The organism is Paenibacillus sp. JQZ6Y-1 (assembly GCF_040719145.1).
Taxonomy (GTDB): Bacteria; Bacillota; Bacilli; order Paenibacillales; family Paenibacillaceae; genus Saccharibacillus; species Saccharibacillus kandeliae.
The window spans coordinates 325,948-348,035 of sequence record NZ_JBFDUZ010000005.1; the positions used below are offsets into that span (position 1 = coordinate 325,948).

At 46.1% G+C, this 22,088-nt stretch carries 16 protein-coding genes and 1 rRNA gene; 10 read left to right on the forward strand and 7 right to left on the reverse strand.

Annotated elements, in window-relative coordinates; translation table 11 throughout:
• Nucleotides 1–448: 448 nt before the first annotated feature.
• From rsmG to rpmH, 7 genes are all read right to left on the reverse strand, one after another.
• A complete protein-coding gene (gene rsmG, locus ABXR35_RS21465; RefSeq protein WP_367064105.1) occupies nucleotides 449–1,171 on the reverse strand; it encodes a 16S rRNA (guanine(527)-N(7))-methyltransferase RsmG in 723 nt (240 codons plus the stop codon).
• Between the two features lie 2 nt (nucleotides 1,172–1,173).
• Nucleotides 1,174–3,060, reverse strand: a complete 1,887-nt coding sequence (gene mnmG, locus ABXR35_RS21470; RefSeq protein WP_367064106.1) for a tRNA uridine-5-carboxymethylaminomethyl(34) synthesis enzyme MnmG — start codon at nucleotides 3,058–3,060, stop codon at nucleotides 1,174–1,176.
• A gap of 386 nt (nucleotides 3,061–3,446) precedes the next feature.
• Nucleotides 3,447–4,823, reverse strand: coding sequence for a tRNA uridine-5-carboxymethylaminomethyl(34) synthesis GTPase MnmE (gene mnmE / locus ABXR35_RS21475; RefSeq protein WP_367064107.1), 1,377 nt, complete (start codon nucleotides 4,821–4,823; stop codon nucleotides 3,447–3,449).
• 276 nt (nucleotides 4,824–5,099) lie between these two features.
• Nucleotides 5,100–5,891 (reverse strand): RNA-binding cell elongation regulator Jag/EloR, encoded by a 792-nt coding sequence (jag, locus tag ABXR35_RS21480; protein WP_367064108.1) that lies wholly within the window; start codon nucleotides 5,889–5,891, stop codon nucleotides 5,100–5,102.
• 73 nt (nucleotides 5,892–5,964) lie between these two features.
• Entirely contained in the window at nucleotides 5,965–6,825 is an 861-nt protein-coding gene (locus tag ABXR35_RS21485) for a YidC/Oxa1 family membrane protein insertase (RefSeq protein ID WP_367064109.1), read from the reverse strand.
• A gap of 76 nt (nucleotides 6,826–6,901) precedes the next feature.
• The gene (gene rnpA, locus ABXR35_RS21490; RefSeq protein ID WP_367064110.1) at nucleotides 6,902–7,252 is read right to left on the reverse strand and encodes a ribonuclease P protein component; all 351 of its coding nucleotides are present in this window, start codon (nucleotides 7,250–7,252) and stop codon (nucleotides 6,902–6,904) included.
• Nucleotides 7,253–7,613: 361 nt separating this feature from the next.
• Nucleotides 7,614–7,748: a 50S ribosomal protein L34 gene (rpmH, locus tag ABXR35_RS21495; RefSeq protein WP_017815451.1), complete on the reverse strand. Its 135-nt coding sequence runs from the start codon at nucleotides 7,746–7,748 to the stop codon at nucleotides 7,614–7,616.
• A 344-nt stretch (nucleotides 7,749–8,092) separates the two neighbouring features.
• On the opposite strand from rpmH, the gene ABXR35_RS21500 reads away from it, so the two are divergent.
• The 10 genes from ABXR35_RS21500 to ABXR35_RS21545 all read left to right on the forward strand — a co-directional run.
• Nucleotides 8,093–9,040 carry an SMI1/KNR4 family protein gene (locus ABXR35_RS21500; protein ID WP_367064111.1) on the forward strand — a complete coding sequence of 316 codons (948 nt, stop codon included), beginning with the start codon at nucleotides 8,093–8,095 and terminating at the stop codon, nucleotides 9,038–9,040.
• Nucleotides 9,041–9,764: 724 nt separating this feature from the next.
• Nucleotides 9,765–11,117: a chromosomal replication initiator protein DnaA gene (dnaA, locus tag ABXR35_RS21505; protein ID WP_367064112.1), complete on the forward strand. Its 1,353-nt coding sequence runs from the start codon at nucleotides 9,765–9,767 to the stop codon at nucleotides 11,115–11,117.
• A gap of 213 nt (nucleotides 11,118–11,330) precedes the next feature.
• Complete coding sequence (gene dnaN, locus ABXR35_RS21510) at nucleotides 11,331–12,473, forward strand: DNA polymerase III subunit beta (protein ID WP_367064113.1); 1,143 nt, start codon at nucleotides 11,331–11,333, stop codon at nucleotides 12,471–12,473.
• 305 nt (nucleotides 12,474–12,778) lie between these two features.
• A complete protein-coding gene (gene yaaA, locus ABXR35_RS21515; protein WP_367064114.1) occupies nucleotides 12,779–12,997 on the forward strand; it encodes a S4 domain-containing protein YaaA in 219 nt (72 codons plus the stop codon).
• A gap of 17 nt (nucleotides 12,998–13,014) precedes the next feature.
• Nucleotides 13,015–14,127 carry a DNA replication/repair protein RecF gene (gene recF, locus ABXR35_RS21520; RefSeq protein WP_367064115.1) on the forward strand — a complete coding sequence of 371 codons (1,113 nt, stop codon included), beginning with the start codon at nucleotides 13,015–13,017 and terminating at the stop codon, nucleotides 14,125–14,127.
• A gap of 15 nt (nucleotides 14,128–14,142) precedes the next feature.
• Nucleotides 14,143–14,394 carry an extracellular matrix regulator RemB gene (gene remB / locus ABXR35_RS21525; RefSeq protein ID WP_322907167.1) on the forward strand — a complete coding sequence of 84 codons (252 nt, stop codon included), beginning with the start codon at nucleotides 14,143–14,145 and terminating at the stop codon, nucleotides 14,392–14,394.
• A gap of 51 nt (nucleotides 14,395–14,445) precedes the next feature.
• Entirely contained in the window at nucleotides 14,446–16,365 is a 1,920-nt protein-coding gene (gene gyrB, locus ABXR35_RS21530; RefSeq protein ID WP_367064116.1) for a DNA topoisomerase (ATP-hydrolyzing) subunit B, read from the forward strand.
• A gap of 363 nt (nucleotides 16,366–16,728) precedes the next feature.
• Nucleotides 16,729–19,284 carry a DNA gyrase subunit A gene (gene gyrA, locus ABXR35_RS21535; protein ID WP_367064117.1) on the forward strand — a complete coding sequence of 852 codons (2,556 nt, stop codon included), beginning with the start codon at nucleotides 16,729–16,731 and terminating at the stop codon, nucleotides 19,282–19,284.
• A 760-nt stretch (nucleotides 19,285–20,044) separates the two neighbouring features.
• Nucleotides 20,045–21,112 carry an HD-GYP domain-containing protein gene (locus ABXR35_RS21540; protein WP_367064118.1) on the forward strand — a complete coding sequence of 356 codons (1,068 nt, stop codon included), beginning with the start codon at nucleotides 20,045–20,047 and terminating at the stop codon, nucleotides 21,110–21,112.
• Between the two features lie 655 nt (nucleotides 21,113–21,767).
• Nucleotides 21,768–22,088 (forward strand): 16S ribosomal RNA (locus tag ABXR35_RS21545); the annotation flags it as partial.

Here is a 22,088-nt window from a genome sequence, read left to right on the forward strand (position 1 = left end):
GTTTCGTCTACTCATTTTATCACTTTTCCGTTGATAATCCTACGATTACTGTATAAATTTATGTGAAAAATTGTGAGTGCTTTTGTTTTGAAAATGAGTTGTAAGTTGAAGTCACAATTGTGGAATTTCACATATTTTCAAAGATGCTTGCCTATACGATATGTTCCACGTGAAACAATCAGAAACGGATCGTTGTATACTGAAATGCGTCACTTCAATATCATAGTTTTGCCTCGCAAGCTGCTTTTTATAAATAATGCAGCAGGTTGTTTCTGCTAGAGCAATCCATCCTATAGATCAAGTAAAGCAAACAGAAAAAATCCTCTTTCTGTACACTCTCCTGCAACGCATAGATAGCGTCTACCAGATGTGTACAAAAAGAGGATTGCTCTGAATAACGATCACCGTTAGTTATTGTTACTCACGCTATAGAGTGAATAGCTTCTGCTTAAATCAGCGGTTCCTTCAGCGGTGTACCCGGTTTACGCGGATACTTCGGCGGTGTGGCGCCTTCTTTTTCAATTACGACAATATGGCGGTCCGATTGCTCAATTGGCAGCTGGAATTCGTGCACCTGCTTGATCTTGCCTTTCAGCAGACCCAGACTGCGACGCGCTTCCTTGATCTCTTCTGTAAGATCACTACCCTTCATCGCGGCAAAGGTTCCACCTGTTTTCACGAATGGCAGGCAAAATTCATTCAGCACAGCAAGACGGGCAACAGCTCTGGCAGTAACCAGATCGTGCGCATCACGATACCCTTCCTTGCGACCGATTTCTTCCGCGCGACCGTGGATTAGCTCTACCTGCTGAAGCTCCAATCGATCCGTTACACTTTGCAAAAACTTGATCCGCTTATTCAGCGAATCTACAATGCGCAGCTGAATGTGCGGAAAAGCGATTTTGAGCGGAATGCCGGGGAAACCGGCACCAGAGCCGATATCAGCCAGCGATTGTACACTCTGCATATCTACATAAAACGCTAGCGTCAGCGAATCGTAAAAATGCTTCGTATACACCTGATCCCGCTCGGTAATGCCGGTCAGATTCATCTTTTCGTTCCAAGTGATCAGTTCTTCGTAATAAGCTTCAAATTGCTGTAGCTGCTGTTCATTGATAAGAATGCCTTTCGCTGCCAGCATGTCTGTAAATTGCTGCTGTATCTGATCCATACTTACCCCCGTGCTGCCGTTACGCGATTATAGTGCTCCAAGTAAACGAGCAGGATCGAGATGTCCGCTGGAGTTACACCAGAAATGCGGGAAGCTTGTCCGATCGATAGTGGGCGGATTTTGGACAGCTTTTGCTGTGCTTCAATCGCTAGACCCTTCACTTCTTCGTACACGATATCTTCCGGCAGTTTTTTCTGTTCCATTTTTTTCAGGCGCTCTACATGAGTGAGCTGTTTCTCGATATAGCCTGCATATTTGGTCTGGATTTCGACCTGTTCCTTCATATCCTCGCTCAATACTTCCGGCGATGGCGAGATGCCCTCGATATGCGCATATGTCACTTCTGGACGACGCAGTACAGTTAACAGATCCGTACCATTTTGCAATGGAGCCGAGTCCAGCGAAGCCAGCATGTCATTCACATCAACCGGTTTCACTTTTACTTTGCTCAGACGCAGCACTTCTTGCTCCACTTTTGCTTTTTTGTCCAAGAAGGTATGGTAGCGAGCATCTGGAATCAGACCAATATCATGACCGATTTCAGTCAAACGCAGATCGGCATTGTCATGACGCAGCAGCAGACGATATTCTGCGCGTGATGTCAGCAAGCGATATGGCTCATTTGTGCCTTTTGTGACCAGATCGTCGATCAGTACACCGATATAACCTTGCGAACGATCCAGCACAATACCTTCTTTGCCTTGTGCTTTGCGTGCAGCGTTAATACCAGCCATCACGCCTTGTCCGGCAGCTTCTTCATAACCGGATGTACCGTTGATTTGACCAGCAGTGAACAGACCGGGAACGCGTTTTGTTTCCAGCGTTGGCCACAGCTGAGTAGGTACCATCGCATCATACTCGATCGCATAACCGTTACGCATCATCGTTACATTTTCCATACCCGGAATCGAACGCAGTACACTCAGCTGCACATCCTCTGGCAGACTGGTGGACAGACCTTGTACATAGTACTCAGATGTATTTTTACCTTCTGGCTCCAAGAAAATCTGATGCTTCGGCTTGTCGTTAAAACGTACAATTTTATCTTCAATGGACGGGCAATACCGCGGACCTGTACCTTCGATAATACCGGAGAACATCGGTGCGCGATGCAGATTGTCGTTGATAATCTGATGCGTTTCTGCTGACGTATACGTCAACCAGCAAGGCAGCTGCTCATTATCGGACGATTCCGTTTCATACGAAAAGAATTTCGGTTTCTCGTCGCCCGGTTGAATTTCGGTTTTGCTAAAATCAATCGTATCGCGGTGTACACGCGGCGGCGTACCTGTTTTAAAACGTACCAGTTCAAAGCCTAGCTCGCGCAAATGATCCGACAGTTTCAGCGAAGGCTGTTGATTGTTTGGACCGCTTTCGTATGCCAGCTCGCCCATAATAATTTTACCACGCAAATACGTGCCTGTAGTCAGGACAATCGATTTGCCTTTGTATGTCGTACCGGTTTGTGTAATAACACCAGTACATACGCCATCTTCTACGATCAGACGATCTACCATACCTTGACGCAGCGTCAGATTTGGTTCGTTTTCCATTGTTTCTTTCATTGCATGTTGATACAGGAATTTGTCCGCTTGTGCGCGCAGTGCGTGTACCGCAGGTCCTTTACCTGTATTCAGCATCCGCATTTGGATAAAGGTTTTATCAATATTGCGACCCATTTCGCCGCCCAATGCGTCAATTTCACGTACAACATGACCTTTTGCCGGTCCGCCAATCGACGGGTTACATGGCATAAATGCAATCATGTCCAGATTGATCGTTACCATCAGCGTGCTACAGCCCATACGCGCCGCAGCCAGTGCCGCTTCGCTACCTGCATGACCGGCACCGATGACGATAACGTCGTATTCTCCACCCACATAGCTCATGGGTATTCCTCCTCTATTGCCCAGACTGCTCTATGCAGCCGCAACATATAAATGTATATCGGTTGAATTCCGAATTGATCCTTACGTCAGCCATCGTTCTTGCTTGTGTAGTATATGATCTAGTATGGGAGGCTTTGTCGCAACGATCATCAGAAACAATAGCGTCTCCATGCGCTCCACTATCCATCCGTCCCATCCCCTATATAATAAATAGATGCGATACATAGTCTCAAGGCATACTAGAGCAGCCCCTCTACCTGATGTAAAAGGGCTACCCGAATAGTATAGCGCAAAATCCACACTTTCATAGAAGTTTTCCGTAATAAATCCAATAAAATATGAAAATTTTAAACAATTTTCACGATAATGCTTCTATATTCCGCACATTACTTGCCCAGACAGAATTGCGAGAAGATCTGATCAATCAACGAATCTGGGGCAGAGTCGCCAATAATCTCGCCTAACTGCTCCCAAGCCAGACGCACATCAATCTGGATCATATCAATCGGTATGAACTGATCAGCTGCTTCGTACGCATCCTGAAGCGAACGCTTCGCCTGCTTGAGCAAGCCGATATGACGCACATTACTCACATACGTTACATCCTGCGCCTCCAGCTTACCGCCAAAGAACAACGCCGAGATCGCTTCTTCTAGCCGATCCACACCCTGCTCATCCCGAACCGACATTTCCACAATCTGCTGCTCGTCAAAATGCTGCAACAGCACATTACGATCCAATTGTCGTGGCAGATCGATTTTGTTCAAAATAACGATCACCTGACGACCGCTAATTTGCTGCATCAATTCAATTTCGTCCTCATGCAGCACTTCGCTATTATTCAATACAAACAGCAGCAGATCGGCATCATTCACTGCACCACGCGAACGCTCAACCCCGATCTTCTCGACCACATCCATCGTTTCGCGGATACCTGCCGTATCTAGCAGCTTGAGCGGGATATTGTTGATCGTAACAAACTCCTCGATCACATCACGCGTTGTACCCGGAATATCCGTTACAATCGCTCGATTGTCATGCGCCAGCGCATTCAGCAGCGACGATTTGCCAACGTTAGGACGTCCTACAATCGCCGTCGTAATACCTTCACGCAAAATTTTGCCTTCGTTTGCTGTCCGCAATAGCTTATCAATCTCAGTCATAACGAGCGACGATTTTTCCTTGATAAATTCGGACGTCAACGATTCTACATCATGCTCAGGATAATCAATATTGACCTCGATATGCGCTAACGTCTCAATCAATGTCTGCTGCAACGGCTTGATCTGACGAGACAGCTTACCTTCCACCTGCTTGAGTGCAACAGAAAAGGCACGATCCGACTTGGAACGAATCAGGTCAATGACGCCTTCCGCCTGTGATAGATCGATACGTCCATTCAAAAAGGCACGCTTTGTAAATTCACCCGGCTCAGCGATTCGTATCCGCTGCTGCAACAGAATATCCATCACACGCCGTACTGCAACCACGCCGCCGTGCGAGCTGATCTCGATCACATCCTCCATCGTAAACGAGCGCGGCGCCCGCATGATCGTTACCAGCACTTCCTCTACCTTCTCGCTAGTTTGCGGATCCATAATAAATCCATAATGAACGGTATGACTGTCTGCTTCATTCAGCGCTATTTTCCCTTTAAAAATGTGGCTAACTTCTTCCACTGCTTCCGGTCCGCTCACCCGAATGACCGATATACTTGCTTCACCGACCGCCGTAGCAATCGCTGCAATCGTATCGCTAATCATGATACTGGTTCACCTCTCCTTGATCTGTTCAGCTTATTCTCTATAGAAACTTGTGTTTAGAAATGATTAAAGAAAAAGCAATGATTCTCTGCCCTCAGGCAAAAAATCATTGCATCACATCCTGACTTCCGAAACGGCAGTCAGCGATTATTATCTCTGTATAGCCTGATTACTCAGACAATGGATTGGAAGCTAAATCATACATGATCATCGCTTGCTTGTACTCTTTACTTGGCACTTACAAACCAAGTTCAGCAAAATGAATGGCTCATAACCTTAACGCAGCGTAATGACCACACGACGATTCGGTTCATCACCTTTACTCGCCGTTTTCACCTTGTTATGGTTTTGCAAGCGAGCATGGATCACTTTCCGCTCCTGCGATGACATCGGTTCTAGTACGACTTCCTTACCAGAACGAATCACCTTGCCAGCAAGACGATCTGCCAGCTCCTCCAGCGTCTTGCGCCGACGATCGCGGAAGTTTTCGGCATCCAGCATAATGCGGATGTATTTGTCTGAATAGCGGTTGGCTACGATATTCACCAGATACTGAAGAGCATCCAGCGTCTGTCCGCGCCGCCCGATCAGCAGACCCAGATCACTACCGGAAATGCTCATCACATAACCGTCGCGTCCGCGCTTCACATCCACATCCAGCTCCAAACCGATACTTTCGCCAACCTCGCGGATAAACTGTACGGCTTCATCGCATGCCTCCGAAGTCGCTGCCGCCCGAGAAACGGACGACTGCGGCTCATCCCATACTTTGCCATCGTCGCCGACAGGCAGTACACCGGAGGTAACCGGATTTGACTTGCTGCGTTCCTTGTCTGTTAACTCGATCGCCGGACGTGGTGCACTGCTAGGGATACCGACTGGCTTGGACTGCGTTTCCACTACGGTCAGCTCCACTTTGGCAGGCTTCACGCCGATCAAACCGAGAAATCCTTTGGATGGTGCTTGCAGCACCTTCACCTGAACATGTTCTTTGGTCGTATGCAATTGGGCAAGCCCTTCTGCAATAGCATCATCAACTGTTTTTCCAGACGCAATGACTGTAGTCATCTATATGTTCGGCCCTCCTCAATCGTAGTAGGGATACTCAGGAACATTCCGGATTTCGGTAAAGGTAATGATATTAACGACGTTTCTTTTTGGATTTCTTTTTGTTGCGGTTTTTGTTGCCCGCTTTGGACGTATTGCCGCTTGTATCCACAGCGACACCCAGATCGGTAACGATCGGTTGGTTGTTGCGATACAGGAAGTAGTTTTGCACGATGGTATAGATGTTACTGTATACCCAGTACAGTGGCAGGGCAGCAGGGAAGCTCCACGACATGATGGCGATGATTACCGGATAGATGTACATCATCATTTGCATCGGACCTTGCATCGATGCAGGGTTCATTTTCATCATCATCCATGTTTGCAGGAATGTCGTAGCAGCAGCGATAATCGGCAGGATATGCCATTTATCTGGCTCACCCAGTTGGAGCCATAAGAACGTATGCTCACGAAGAGCACTATTATAAATAATCGCGTTGTACAGGGCGATGAAAATCGGCATCTGAATCAGCAGCGGGAAACATCCGGCAGCCGGATTGATCTGATTTTCTTGGAACAGCTTCATAGTCTCCGCTTGTTGCTTTTGCGGATCGTCTTTGTACTGTTCACGCAGTTTTTGCAGCTGCGGCTGAATCGCCTGCATCGCTTTCGAACTTCTCACCTGTTTGAGCGTCAACGGCAAAATCAGTGTACGTACAATCAACACCAGGACGAGGACGGCCAGACCATATTCACCATTAAACCAATCGGCGAATGTGTCCAGGGCGTAGGCAAACCAGTATACGACATAGCGGTTCCACCATCCGTGGTTTAATAAATCTGCTGTTGTATGGGTTTGTACCGTACTTGGCGTACAACCAGCCAACAGGGCTACCACTGCAAATGCAGCGATAAGGAGAAACCATTTTCCTCCACGAGTCTTCAATTGCGACACTTCAAAACCCCTCTCTTGACCATTGCATTTCCTTGCAAATCATATCATATTTGACAGCACAAATAAACCGAAAGCGTTACCGTCCTGGGCGTTTTAGCAGGGAAGATTTGCGAAGCACATGCAAAATGCTTTTTTCTAGATCTTTATAAGGAAGCGACAATGCCCCTTTGCGGACAATAAATACCATATCGATATGTGGCACGATCTCATGCGCATGATGACGCACGATCTCCTTGACCACACGACGCATCCGGTTACGAACGACGGCATTGCCGACTTTTTTGCTGACTGAAATGCCTGCCCGAAACTCTTCAATACCCTTTTTGTGAAACCAGTACACAACAAACTGGTGATTGGCAAAAGACCGTCCGTGACGGTAAACGCGGCTGAAATCAGCGCGATTGCGTAAACGCAGCTTTTTTTGCACCGTACATTCTCCTCAACTCCAGCGTCGGACGACCACAACGCATGTTTCATTACACAAACCTTTTTGTGAAGCGAATAAGCTCCGTTGATTGGTATCTTAACTAGCTGTATGCCTAAACAGCCAATCCACCGCTGTATCCGGTTGCATGTTTATCATTTCCTTTTATAGAAATCTGCCAACCGTTCAAACGGACGTCAATGTGGCTTAACGTGAGCAATGGATCAACCGGTAATCTGTTTCACCTATTCGTCCTCCGCCGACGGCACAATCATAGCAGTGATTGTATCGCCGACGTACCCTATAGGGCAACGAATCCATATACTAAGAAAAAAAGACCACCGTAGTGGTCTTTGTGTACATATTAGGCGCTGATGACTTTTCTGCCTTTAAGGCGACGAGCCGCCAGCACTTTACGGCCGTTTTTCGTACTCATTCTTTTACGGAATCCGTGTACTTTGCTACGTTTTCTTACGTTTGGTTTGAATGTCGGTCTCATATTGTGCACCTCCTTGCAGGTAATTATATCCCATATTGATTCTATGTCTGCTCACATAAAAATACCATTTTATATTTAATCATGGAAATGACCATGCCGTCAATGGATTTTCCGCAATTCCTTAAAAATAAATAAAAAAGGGCTACATCCCCTTCTGATATATCGAACATCAAACGCCCAAAACCCGCGCCCTGCTTGCATTCGCAACATATTTTGGAAAAGGACAAAATATAGCTTGTATTTGACCTCCTGCTTCCATCAGACGTCGCTCGCAGTCTGCTCAACATATATGATACAACTACTATTAAGAAGAATTTATTTTATATATTAGAAAAGAGGGATCTATGGTGGATCATCAATTGCTGGAAGAGCTGGATCAATGGCGACAGGATGAATTATATTGGCCAATCATTCAACGGATCGAAAAGATTCCACAGCAGGAACGTACATATGAACTGAACGAACGACTGATCACCGCCTACAATAACGAGGAAGATTATAAAGCAGCGTTGGAAGTACTAACAGCTACCGCTGCCGAAGGCGAACAGGATGCCAGATGGCATTTCCTTTTCGGATTCGCCTGTTATTATCTGGCTCGTTACGATCAGGCGCTGGCTGCTTTTACACAAGCAGATCGGCTACAGCCGGAAAATGAACAAACCGAACAATGGTTGGAGGAAACTCGCATTCGGGTAGACCAAACGAACAAAGATCGTATGCGTTATGAACAGGATCAGCAAGCATGGGAGCAGCAGTACAGCAATCAACCGCCATTTAGCAATTTTGATCTTCCTTCGTTCTGGGGTGATCAGCAAAAGGAGCATGAACCATTCTCAGATACCAAAGTCTCCGCTGCTCTGGATGAACAGCTTATTTTGTCCGTAGAACAGAAGCTTGGTTATAAACTGCCGCATTCGTATCTTGTGCTCATAAACAGTCAAAATGGCGGTATACCAGCACGCACTGCGTTTCCATTGCCCTATTCGGAAGAAGATGATATACACAATGTCGCCATTGATAGCATTTTGGGCATGGATTTAGACGACGAAGATTCCATAGGTGAGAAAAGCCGATTTATGATTGAAGACTGGGGCTACCCCGATCTGGGCATTGTCGTTTGTGATTGCCCATCTGCTGGGCATGATGTAATTATGCTGGATTACCGATTTTGTGGACCGCAAGGCGAACCCTGTGTGATTCATGTGAATCAGGAAGATGATTACCGGATCACCTATCTGGCTCCCCATTTCGAAGCCTTTATCCGCGGTTTAGAAGTAGAAGACTATATTTGAACCTATAGTTGAACTGTGAAATGAAAGAAGCACAGTCCTATAGAAAACTAAACATTCCAGCTAGCGGTGCAAATCTTAGGCAAAAGATTGCTACAGCCATTCATATCTCACTATAAGAAAATCGTAACCTCAGTGATTCGGAAGGGTAGCAGCGAATCGCATCTCTCTATACTACATTCCAATTTCCAAAAGACGACTTCGGTATATACCGAAGTCGTCTTTTTACGTTCGCGTAAATATATCAGAGCGAACTAGTTCGTTTCATAAAACCGAAGAGGGGTTTGTCATTTATCCACAAACCATTTCCAAGCCAAACTTATACACAGTTATCCACCAACAGCGAAATTGTCTGTGAATAGTGAAAATTATTTTTCCACAACTCACCGTCAGGTTCCGAACAAACTATAAACAATATCTTGTGGTGTGCATAACTTTTATACACAACAGATTGAATTTGTGGATAAATTATCGGTTTTCGTTGAAATACAAGGCTCTTTTTGCTATTATGATATTGTTTTCGTTGTGAATAGAGAATGTGAATAGAAAAATTATCAACAGCCTGTGGATAAAGTTGTGAACAATTTCATCTTATCCATTTTTTACTTTATCCACCGATTGGGTATTCTGGGGATAATTCGACATCATTAATCATAGCAATTTTCATCATTTCCGATATCTGCGCATGGCTTCAGCCACATTGGAAGTTTAAAAGGAGTGACAGTCTGTGGACAGCCATACCTCCGAATTATGGCAGCAAATACTATCGATTATTCAGACAAAACTCAGCAAGCCGAGTTTTGACACCTGGTTCAAGGCAACCAAAGCGCTGACATTTACGGAAAACTCAATCGTTATCTCAGCACCGACCACCTTCGCCGTTGAATGGCTAGAAAGCCGGTATACCAAACTAGTCAGCTCCACGGTTTTTGAATTTTTGGGAAGACAGGTTGATGTGAAATTTGTCATTGAGGAAGCTGTTCCGGAAGAAGCTCTCATCCCGCAGCAGGCACCGGTTCAACCGGCAGCCGTGCAAACGGAAGAGCCACTCGCCAACATGCTGAATCCCAAATATACATTCGATACATTCGTCATTGGGGCGGGCAACCGTTTTGCCCATGCAGCCTCGCTGGCGGTCGCCGAAGCGCCAGCCAAAGCGTACAATCCGCTGTTTTTGTACGGTGGTGTCGGTCTCGGCAAAACGCATTTGATGCACGCGATCGGTCACTACATTTTGCAGCACAATCCCAATAGCAAAGTTGTGTACATTTCCTCCGAGAAATTTACGAATGAATTTATTAACTCGATTCGTGACAACCGCGGGGAAAGCTTCCGCAACAAATACCGGAATATCGACATTCTGCTGATTGATGATATTCAATTTTTGGCGGGTAAAGAGTCGACACAAGAGGAATTTTTCCATACGTTTAACGCGCTGCACGAGGAAAGCAAGCAGATCATCATTTCCAGTGACCGGCCGCCAAAGGAAATTCCGACGCTCGAAGAACGATTGCGTTCGCGGTTTGAGTGGGGTTTGATTACGGATATTCAGCCTCCTGATCTGGAGACACGGATTGCGATTTTGCGGAAAAAAGCGAAAGCGGAAAATCTGGATATTCCCAACGAAGCGATGATGTATATCGCCAATCAGATCGACACGAATATCCGTGAGCTGGAAGGCGCTCTCATCCGTGTAGTGGCGTATTCGTCGCTCACCAACCAAGATGTGACATCGCATCTGGCAGCGGAAGCACTGAAAGATATTATTCCTTCCAGCCGTCCTAAAATCATTACAATTCAAGACATTCAGCAACGAGTTGGCGAATATTACAATCTCAAGCTGGAAGATTTCAAAGCACGCAAGCGGACCAAAGCAGTTGCCTTTCCACGGCAAATCGCTATGTATCTGTCACGCGAGCTGACCGACTATTCCTTACCGAAGATTGGCGAAGCTTTTGGTGGACGTGACCATACAACCGTCATTCACGCACACGAAAAAATAACCCAATCGCTCAAATCCGACCAGGAATTGTTTAAAGTGGTCAACAACCTGATGGACAAGATCAAAAATCCATCCTGAACAACAACAAGCCTATACACACTTTATACACATGTGGATAGGCTTAATTTTATGCCGTCATGACTGGGCTGAAGTGGGTTATCCACATATTCACCGCCCCTACTACGATTACTACTATATTTTAAATATATACTTCTTACTAAAACGCACCTCACGGTGCATGTGTAAAAAGGATATCGCAAAGCATGAATGATGCTGATTAGGAGTGAAACTATGAAGATCCAAATCTCGAAAAACTATTTGAATGAATCGATACAACATGTATCCAAAGCTATTTCCAGTCGTACTACGATCCCTATCCTGAGCGGTATCAAATTCGACGTGAACTATGCAGGTGTAACATTGACCGCTAGCGATACAGACATTTCTATCCAATCGTTTATCCCAGCAGAAGATGCAGACAAAACGATTGTACAGATCGACCGCCCAGGCAGCGTCGTATTGCCAGCCAAATTCTTTGTAGAAATCATCAAAAAACTGCCATCTCAAGAAATCGAAATGGAAGTCAAAGATGGATTTCAAACGTTCATCCGTGCAGGTGCCACCGATATTCAACTCGTTGGTCTGGACCCAGAAGAATTCCCGGTACTGCCAAACATCGAAGAAAATCAGCAAATTTCCGTTCCAGGCGATCTGTTGAAAAATATGATCAAACAAACCGCATTCTCCATCTCCACACAGGAAACAACACCGATCCTGACTGGTGTGCTGTGGAATCTGGCGGATAGCGAATTGAAATTTGTCGCTACCGATCGTCACCGTCTGGCAAGTCGCACAGTTAATCTGGGTAACGAAACCGATGTTCGTTTCAGCAATGTAGTTATCGCTGGTAAAACGCTGAACGAACTGAGCAAAATCATTCCCGATCAAAATCAGCTACTGGATATCGTCGTTGCCGACAACCAAGTGCTGTTCAAAATCGACCGCGTATTGTTCTACTCCCGCATTCTGGATGGAACCTACCCAGATACGTCGAAAATCATTCCGACCAGTTTCAAAACCGAACTGGTGATGGATACAAAAAAACTAGCGGATTCGATTGACCGTGCATACTTGCTGTCTCGTGAAGAAAAAACAAACATTGTCCGCATGCAAACGCTGGAAAATGGCGCTGTTGAGATCTCCTCCAGCTCTTCCGAGCTCGGCCGCGTTACCGAGCAGCTGGATATTGCGCGTTTTGATGGGGAACCGCTGCGCATCTCGTTCAACTCCAAATATATGCTGGATGTACTGAAAGTGATCGAAAGCGAGCAATTGTCGATCCAGTTTACTGGCATCATGAGCCCAATTATCATCAAGCCACTGGACGAAAGCCGTAGCCTGTATATCATCCTGCCATACCGTACAACGAACTGATATGCATAAATAAACAGGTTTATACACGACCGAAACGTGGAAGAAAAAAACTTATTCACATGTGTATAAATATCTTTACAGCATGTCCACTCCACAAAGACACGTCATGTAGGGCTGCCCTCGAGGCAGCCTTTATCATGACCTTTACCCCCTGCCTTCTGGCAAAATAACGAAAAATAGCCGGGTACTTTGCCCATAACCGTAGTAGTGCATGCTTGGACTATGGTATGATGCAAAGACCTGGCTATTCATTTCTGAGCGGCCCTAATTAATCAGTCATCCCGAAAGGACGGTTTATCCCTATTATGAAAATGATTTCGATTTCGACGGAATATATTAAGCTAGACCAATTTTTGAAACTGGCGGATTGCGTATCCACAGGAGGAAGCGCCAAAGCATTGCTGCAAGAACAGATGGTCAAAGTGAACGGAGAGCTGGAAGAGCGTCGTGGTCGCAAGCTGTATGCTGGGGATGAAGTGGACGTGCAAGGCGAAGGCAAATTCAAGGTTCAACGTGAGCAATAAACCGGAGGATTGTACCGATGTTCATTAACCAAGTCAGCCTACAACATTATCGCAATTATGAGCATCTACAGCTGGATTCCTTTGCACCAGTTAATCTGTTTATCGGACAGAACGCGCAGGGCAAAACGAATCTGATCGAAGCGCTGTTTGTGCTGGCGTTATCCAAGTCGCATCGGACGAACAAGGATAAGGAGCTGATCTCCTTTGATTCGGATCATGCCCGAATCACCTGCGAAGCGGACAAAAAGTACGGCAAGGTCAAACTGGAGTTGAATTTTTCCGCACGAGGTAAAAAGGCAAAGATCAACGGGTTGGAGCAGCGTAAGTTGAGCGATTTTATCGGTACGATCAATGCGGTTATGTTCGCACCGGAAGATCTGGAGATTGTGAAAGGCTCGCCGGGCATTCGTCGCCGGTTTCTTGATATGGAGATTGGACAAGTGCAACCGAGCTATCTGCATCATTTGCAGCAGTATCAAAAGGTGCTTGTGCAGCGTAACAATTTTCTGAAGCAGGCATGGAGCTCTGGCAGTAAGGACAGCACCATGCTGGATATCTGGAACGAGCAGCTGGTGGAGCATGGCGTGAAGATCGTCAAAAAGCGCAAGCAATTTATCCACAAGCTTCAGGGCTGGGCAGAAAATATCCACATGGGGATAACTGGTGGCAAGGAGAAATTGCTGCTATCGTATGTCCCGTCATTCGGCGAATCGGAAGAAGAAGATGAAGCTGTCTTATTTGAGCAATTTATGATAAAATTATCACAAGTGAAAGAACAGGAATATCGCCGTGGCGCGACTCTGGCAGGTCCACATCGGGACGATCTGACCTTTCACATTAATGGCAATGAAGCAGCTGTTTTCGGCTCACAAGGTCAGCAGCGCACAACCGCTTTATCGCTGAAACTGGCTGAAATTGAATTGATTCACGAAGAGATCGGGGAATATCCGATTCTTTTGCTGGACGACGTCCTATCCGAACTGGACCCTTATCGTCAAACCCAGCTGATTGAGACATTTCAGGACAAAGTGCAGACTTTCATCACGGCGACCGGAATCGAGAGTATCAATGCCGGACGTCTGAAGGAAGCCCAGATTTTCCATGTCCATCAGGGGCATATTGAGAAATAAGGGAGGCCCGTTCTTATGTATATTCACCTGGGCGGCGAGAAAATTATCCGTTTTTCCGAACTTGTAGCTATTTTTGACATATCGATTGAGAAGTCTTCCAAAATTTCAAAGCAGTTCGTTAGCTTTGCCCACGAAGACAAAAAGGTGGAAGCGATCGGCGAAGAAGAACCGAAGTCGATTGTGGTAACCAAAAACAAAGTGTATTACTCCCCCATTTCCTCTGCCACGCTGAAAAAGCGAACCAATAGCTTTTTGATGAACGCATAGCTGCAGCCGCTGTTGGCGGTTGCCTTAAAATACAGAAGTAGGTGAAATGTCATGTCGACGAATCAACCGGCTTATGATGCCAGTCAGATTCAGGTGCTTGAAGGTTTGGAAGCCGTTCGTAAGCGTCCGGGTATGTATATCGGATCGACCAGCTCCAAAGGCCTGCATCACCTGGTCTGGGAAATTGTAGATAACAGTATTGACGAGGCATTGGCCGGATACTGTGACCATATTGAAGTAACGATTCATGAAGACAACAGCATTACCGTTGTCGATAACGGACGCGGAATCCCGGTTGGCGTGGAAGCGAAAACACAGCGCTCCGCGCTTGAAGTCGTTATGACCGTACTGCATGCCGGCGGTAAATTCGGCGGCGGCGGATATAAAGTATCCGGCGGTCTGCACGGTGTCGGCGTATCCGTTGTAAACGCATTGTCTGAGCATGTGCGCGTTGTTGTAAAACGTGAAGGCAAAGTGTATCAACAAGAATACAAACGCGGCGCACCAGTCGAAGACATCAAAGTGCTGCGCGATATGACGGATGAAGAAGGAACCGGTACGACAGTAACCTTCCGTCCAGATTCGGAGATCTTTACCGAAACGACCGTATATGATTACGATACGCTGTTGGGTCGTATTCGCGAGCTGGCGTTCCTGAACAAAGGCATCGCACTGACACTGACCGACGAGCGTACCGATGTATCTAACCATTTCAAATACGATGGCGGTATTATCGAGTATGTACAGTACTTGAACCAAACGCGTGAAGTTATTAACGAGCAGCCGATCTACGTGGAAGGTACACGCGACCAGATTCAGGTCGAGATTGCCCTGCAATACAACGAAGGCTATACGGAGAACATTTACTCCTTTGCCAACAATATCAACACCCATGAAGGCGGTACGCACGAATCCGGCTTCAAGAGTGCGCTGACACGGATCATCAACGATTATGCTCGTCGTAACGGTTTGCTGAAGGATAACAACGGCAACCTGACCGGTGAAGATGTACGTGAAGGCTTGACCGCGATCATTTCGGTGAAGATTCCTGAGCCGCAATTTGAAGGTCAAACAAAAACCAAACTCGGCAACAGTGAAGCTCGTGGTATTGTCGAATCGCTGTTCTCTGAGAAGCTACAGGAATTCCTGAACGAGAATCCTTCGGTGGCACGCCGCGTACTGGACAAATCATTGCAGGCGTCCAGAGCACGTGAAGCGGCGCGTAAAGCCCGTGAACTGACTCGCCGTAAGAGCGTATTGGAAGTTAGCGCATTGCCAGGTAAACTGGCAGACTGCTCATCCAAAGACGCATCGATCAGCGAACTGTACATCGTAGAGGGTGACTCTGCGGGTGGTTCAGCAAAACAAGGTCGTGACCGTCATTTCCAAGCGATCCTGCCGCTGCGTGGTAAAATCCTAAACGTGGAAAAAGCACGTCTGGATCGTATCCTCGGCAACGCAGAGATTCGTGCCATCATCACAGCACTTGGTACGGGGATTGGCGACGATTTCGATCTGTCCAAAGCTCGTTACCACAAAGTGATCATCATGACCGATGCTGATGTCGACGGTGCGCATATTCGTACGCTGCTGCTGACATTCTTCTACCGGTACATGCGTCAGATCATCGACGCAGGCTACGTGTATATCGCTCAGCCGCCACTGTTCAAAGTGGAGCGCAACAAAACAGCAGTCTATGCTAACTCGGAAAAAGAACGCGATGAGATCATCGCTGGCTTTGGTGAAAATGCCAAATTTAACGTTCAGCGCTATAAAGGTCTGGGCGAGATGAACGCGTCCCAGCTGTGGGAAACAACAATGGACCCAGAAAGTCGTGTGATGCTGCAAGTGAGCATTCAAGATGCGATCCTTGCCGATGCCATCTTTGATACGCTGATGGGCGACAATGTGGAACCGCGCCGTGACTTTATCCAAGAAAATGCCAAGTACGTCAAAAATCTCGATTTCTAACGAGAAAATAGCGTAATTATACAAATGACAGAGGAGCATCTGCCACACGGTGGATGCTCCTTTTGCTTTTTATGAACCTTTGCCGGAAAACGGCAAGAAAATTGATTTTTCCTTCTCAAAACTGTTGTAAATAGCGCGAAAACACAGGACATTACACGAAAAAAATGGTATAATAAAGTGATGTAGCACCGGGCATGACTTCATCATTTGATCGCCCTTGTGGCGAGTGCTTTTAACCCTAATACTGGTGACAGAAAACTTATTTTTATACAAAGACCGGCTGGAGCGTAGAAGTCTCCACGATCAGGTCAACAAGCATCCATTTGTGTAAACGAAGGCTGCGATAAGGAGGCTAAGCTTAGCATGGCGGAAGAGAATTTTTCGCAGATCAAAGACCGGGATATCGGTACAGAAATGCGCGAGTCCTTTATGGACTATGCGATGAGTATTATCGTCAGCCGGGCTTTGCCTGATGTGCGTGACGGTTTGAAGCCTGTACACAGACGTATTTTATATGCGATGTCGGAACTCGGCATGTCCCCAGACAAGCCATACAAAAAATCGGCGAGAATCGTCGGCGAAGTTATCGGTAAGTATCACCCGCACGGTGACTCTGCCGTGTACGAAACGATGGTACGGATGGCGCAGGATTTCTCCATGCGTTATATGCTGGTCGATGGTCATGGTAACTTCGGTTCCATTGACGGCGATATGGCAGCAGCGATGCGTTATACCGAGGCACGTATGTCCAAGATGGCGCTAGAGATGCTGCGCGACATCAACAAAGACACCATCGACTTTATCCCAAACTATGACGGTGAAGAGCGCGAACCGGTAGTACTGCCGGCACGCTATCCAAACCTGCTCGTTAACGGTGTTTCGGGGATCGCGGTCGGTATGGCAACCAATATCCCGCCACATAATCTGAGCGAGGTTATTGATGGCGTACAGGCGATGATCCAGAACCCAGATATTACGTCGATGGAGCTGATGGATTATATCCACGGACCGGATTTCCCGACTTCGGGTTATATTCTCGGTCGCTCCGGTATCCGTCAGGCATACCAGACAGGTCGCGGCTCGATCACGATGAGAGCCAAAGCTACCATCGAAGAAAACAACAACAAAGCACGGATCGTCGTTAACGAGATTCCGTACCAAGTCAACAAAGCGCGTTTGGTTGAGAAGATCGCTGAGCTCGTTCGTGAAAAACGAATCGAAGGCATCACCGATCTGCGTGACGAGTCTGACCGTAATGGTATGCGGATCGTCATCGAGCTGCGCCGTGATGTGAATCCAAGCGTTGTTCTGAACAATCTGTACAAGCACACAGCGATGCAATCTACATTTGGTGTGAACATGCTGGCGATCGTGAACAACGAACCGAAGCTGCTTGGTTTGCGTGAAGTTATTCATCACTATATCCAGCACCAGATCGAAGTCATCCGTCGTCGTACCGAATTTGAGCTGAAAAAAGCGGAAGCTCGCGCTCATATTTTGGAAGGTCTGCGTATTGCACTGGACAATCTGGACGAAGTCATCGCCCTGATCCGTGCATCTCAGACTAGTGAAGCGGCACGTGAAGGACTGATTGAACGCTTCTCGCTCAGTCAAGAACAGTCTCAGGCGATTCTGGACATGCGTCTGCAACGTCTGACTGGACTGGAACGTGACAAGATCGAGAATGAATATAACGAACTGCTGCGCATGATTGCCGAATATCGCGATATTTTGGCAAACGAATACCGTGTACTGGAGATCATCAGCGAAGAGCTGAATGAGATCAAGGAACGGTTTGGCGATGAGCGTCGTACTGAGATCACAATCGGCGAAGAGAGCATTTTGGACGAAGATCTGATTCCACAGGAAGAAGTCGTCGTTACCGTAACCCATACCGGTTATATCAAACGCTCTCCAGTAACGACTTACCGTAGTCAGCGTCGTGGTGGACGCGGGGTAATGGGCGTGGATATGAAAGATCAGGACTTTGTCCAGCATCTGTTCGTAACCAACTCTCACCATCACCTGCTGTTCTTCACAGACAAAGGGAAGGTCTACCGGATCAAGGCATACGAGATTCCAGAACTGGGTCGTACCGCACGCGGAACACCAGTGATCAACCTGATTCAGATCGAACAGGGCGAGTCGGTCAATGCGGTCATTCCGGTTCAAGACTTTGAAGGCGACCAGTATCTGTTCTTCGCTACCCGTCAAGGTGTGGTGAAGAAAACGCGTTTGGATGACTACACGAACATCCGTAAGGGTGGTCTGATTGCCATCAATATGCGTGAAGATGATGAACTGATTCAGGTTAAACTGACCGATGGCAAACAGGACATCATTATGGGTACAGCGTACGGTATGTCGATCCGCTTTAACGAGAACGATGTCCGTTCAATGGGACGTAGCGCGACTGGGGTCAAAGGGATTACCCTAGACGAAGGCGACCGTCTGGTCGGCATGGATCTGATCCAAGACGAACTCAAAGTATTGATCGTTACAGCCAAAGGCTACGGTAAACGTACACAGGGCGATGAATATCGTCTGCAAACGCGTGGCGGTAAAGGGATCAAAACGATGAACGTCACTGACAAAAACGGTGAACTGTCTGGTCTGAAGGTCGTTGGCGAGGATGACGATTTGATGATCATTACGACTAGCGGTACGCTGATTCGGATGGGGATCGAAACGATCTCTACGATGGGTCGTAATACGCAGGGCGTGCGTCTGATTCATATCCGTGATGAAGATGCAGTAGCAACCGTATGTATTACCGAGAAGAGTGAAGAGCCAAAAGAAGACGAACTGGACGAAACGAACGTCGATGCAGCAGAAGGAACGGAAGCAGGCGCAGCGGTAGAGGACAGCGAAGCTTCGGAAGCTCCAGCAACGGACGAAGGCGAAACGACAGAAGAGTAATCTTTTCAGAAGTTCTTTTGCTCATTTGAACCTTTGCACCGAAAATAAACGAAATAAGCGATTCAGCAATCCGTGAATCGTGCCATAGCATAACGAAAAGAGCATGAATCCGACCTGCATACAGGTTTCCGATTCATGCTCTTTTTTACTCTCATTTTATAAATAAAGTATCGATTCAATCAGCAAGTTCTCAAGTAAGGAAGCAGCCATTATATCGTTGGATCAAATCGAGTGTATTAGGATTGCATTGCGACAACTAGTAATTAACCTACTTTATAACTAATAAATTGAATAATTAGATTGTATTATAGGTCTTTGGGTGCTAATATATGTACATAATTATAAGTCATAGTACCTATATATAATAATTGGTAATTTGAATATCAATCTTCATCATCACTTCTTTCCTACCTTTTTCTCCTCTCTATTGCTTTGTATAGCTCCATATTCCAATAAATACGATTTCGTTTTAGTCATACAAGCGGTTTGCGATTACATACATCATGTCCGTTACACCGATATCCGTTTTGTAGTCATTCCATCGTGATCTAACCACATGACTTGCTATCATCAATGATTGCCCTATTGCTAAATGGAAACTGTAGGTTCCTAAGCGTTTATAGACGTTATTGTATTGCTCTATTCCTGTGTAACCGTATCCACTATGTTCTAAAATATATCGTTGTCCGACATTTGTATGCTTTTGCTGCGCCACATTGTAACATCAACCCACATCTCATACGAAAAGAGGTTATCCATCATGGCAATGACTCCTGTATCTGAATTAAAGCCGGGTACTCGTCTACATAACGACGTGTTTACCGAGAAAGGTAATTTGCTGCTTCCCAAAGGTAAAATGTTGCTACCGCGCGATCTGGAGGTCTTGCAGGCATTCTTGATCGACGCAATCAACAACGATAAGCCAGCGCCGCCAGCAGCAGCAGATACACCACTTATTTTGGAAGCGCCGAAGGTCAGCCGACCGGAACGTGTATCTTTTGAGCAAGCATATAGCTCTATGGTACATATGATCAAACAATGCTTTCAATCTGCACTCGCACAGGATATTCCTGTCTACAAGTTACGTACCGGCTTAGAGCAATTAATTTCGCATTCTCGCCACTACAATATATTGACCTTCTATCCAGCACAAATGAAGCAGGAGGAATACATCTACCATAATGCACTACTGACCAGCCTCACCTCCTACCGAATCGCCAAATGGATGGGAGTACCAGAAAATGAAGGCATGCAGGTAGCGTTAGCTGGCCTGTTTCATGATATTGGCAATATTCGAGTAGATCCTGATATTTTGTATAAACCTTCGCGTCTAGAACCGTCCGAACTGGAGGAGATGCGCCGTCATACGCTATATGGATATGAAATTTTGAAAAAAGTAACAGGCATCAATGAAGGTGTTCGCTTGGCAGCCCTTCAGCATCACGAAAAAGTTGATGGATCCGGTTATCCGCTTCGATTGGATCACACACGTATTCACGCTTACGCGCGTATTGTAGCAGTAGCGGATATTTTCCATGCGATGACCTTATCCAAAAACTATCGTAAAGCGCAATCTCCATATCTTGTACTGGAGCAGCTGGAAACTGAATCATTTGGCAAACTAGATCCAGCGGTCGTCACTACCTTTATCCGCAAAGTCACCCAATTCCACAATGGTACAAGCGTACGCTTAAGTAATGGAGCAATTGGCAAAATCGTATTTTCAGATCGTGATCATCCAACACGCCCGATGGTTGCAGTGAACGAAACGATCTATAATCTGATCGAAAACCGTAAGCTTCATATTCAGTCCGTGTTACAGTACTAACTTCTATAGGAATAAACTGCAAGCTACATTCGAACGGTCATGAATAAATCATCAATAAAGAATCAGTAACTAATGAAATATAAACAACAAGGCATTCTTATCAAAAGAGGAATGCCTTGTTGTTTATATTTAAAAATCCAATTCCAAGATCCTGTTCAAAGATCATGCAGTATTTGCTTTAGTACTTTCTTTACCTCACATGTTCTACCTAATAGATTTGGCAAACTATCAAACATAATAATAGAGGAATAGCCGCGTAGAACTTCTATATAACTCTTGTATATGTGTGCGATTTAGACTGACTATTACTATAATGTATCAATGAACAAAGCCATTTATAATTATTTAAAAAGAATTGGGTAAATAGGTGTTGACTTGCTCGGTCGATCCATGGTATAGTCTTTTGTACAAGCCTTTTGAAAGCATCTGTCGCTTCGACAATGAGTCAAATCATTACGAAAAACAACTTCAAAAAAAGTTGTTGACAGCTAGCTGAGAAGGTGATAAGATATAAGAGTTGCTGCGAGAGACACTGAGTGGCAACGAAAGAGCTTGATCTTTGAAAACTGAACAACGAGTGAGTGAAGAACTTAGTTCTTCAAAATATAGAGAACAGCAATGTTCTCGCCAGCAAGAAATGAGCAAGTCAAACACTTTTATGGAGAGTTTGATCCTGGCTCAGGACGAACGCTGGCGGCGTGCCTAATACATGCAAGTCGAGCGGAGTCGATAGGAAGCTTGCTTCTTTGAGACTTAGCGGCGGACGGGTGAGTAACACGTAGGCAACCTGCCCTTTAGCCTGGGATAACTACCGGAAACGGTAGCTAATACCGGATACTTTCGTTGTCCGCATGGACGACGAACGAAAGACGGAGCAATCTGTCACTGAAGGATGGGCCTGCGGCGCATTAGCTAGTTGGTGGGGTAACGGCTCACCAAGGCGACGATGCGTAGCCGACCTGAGAGGGTGATCGGC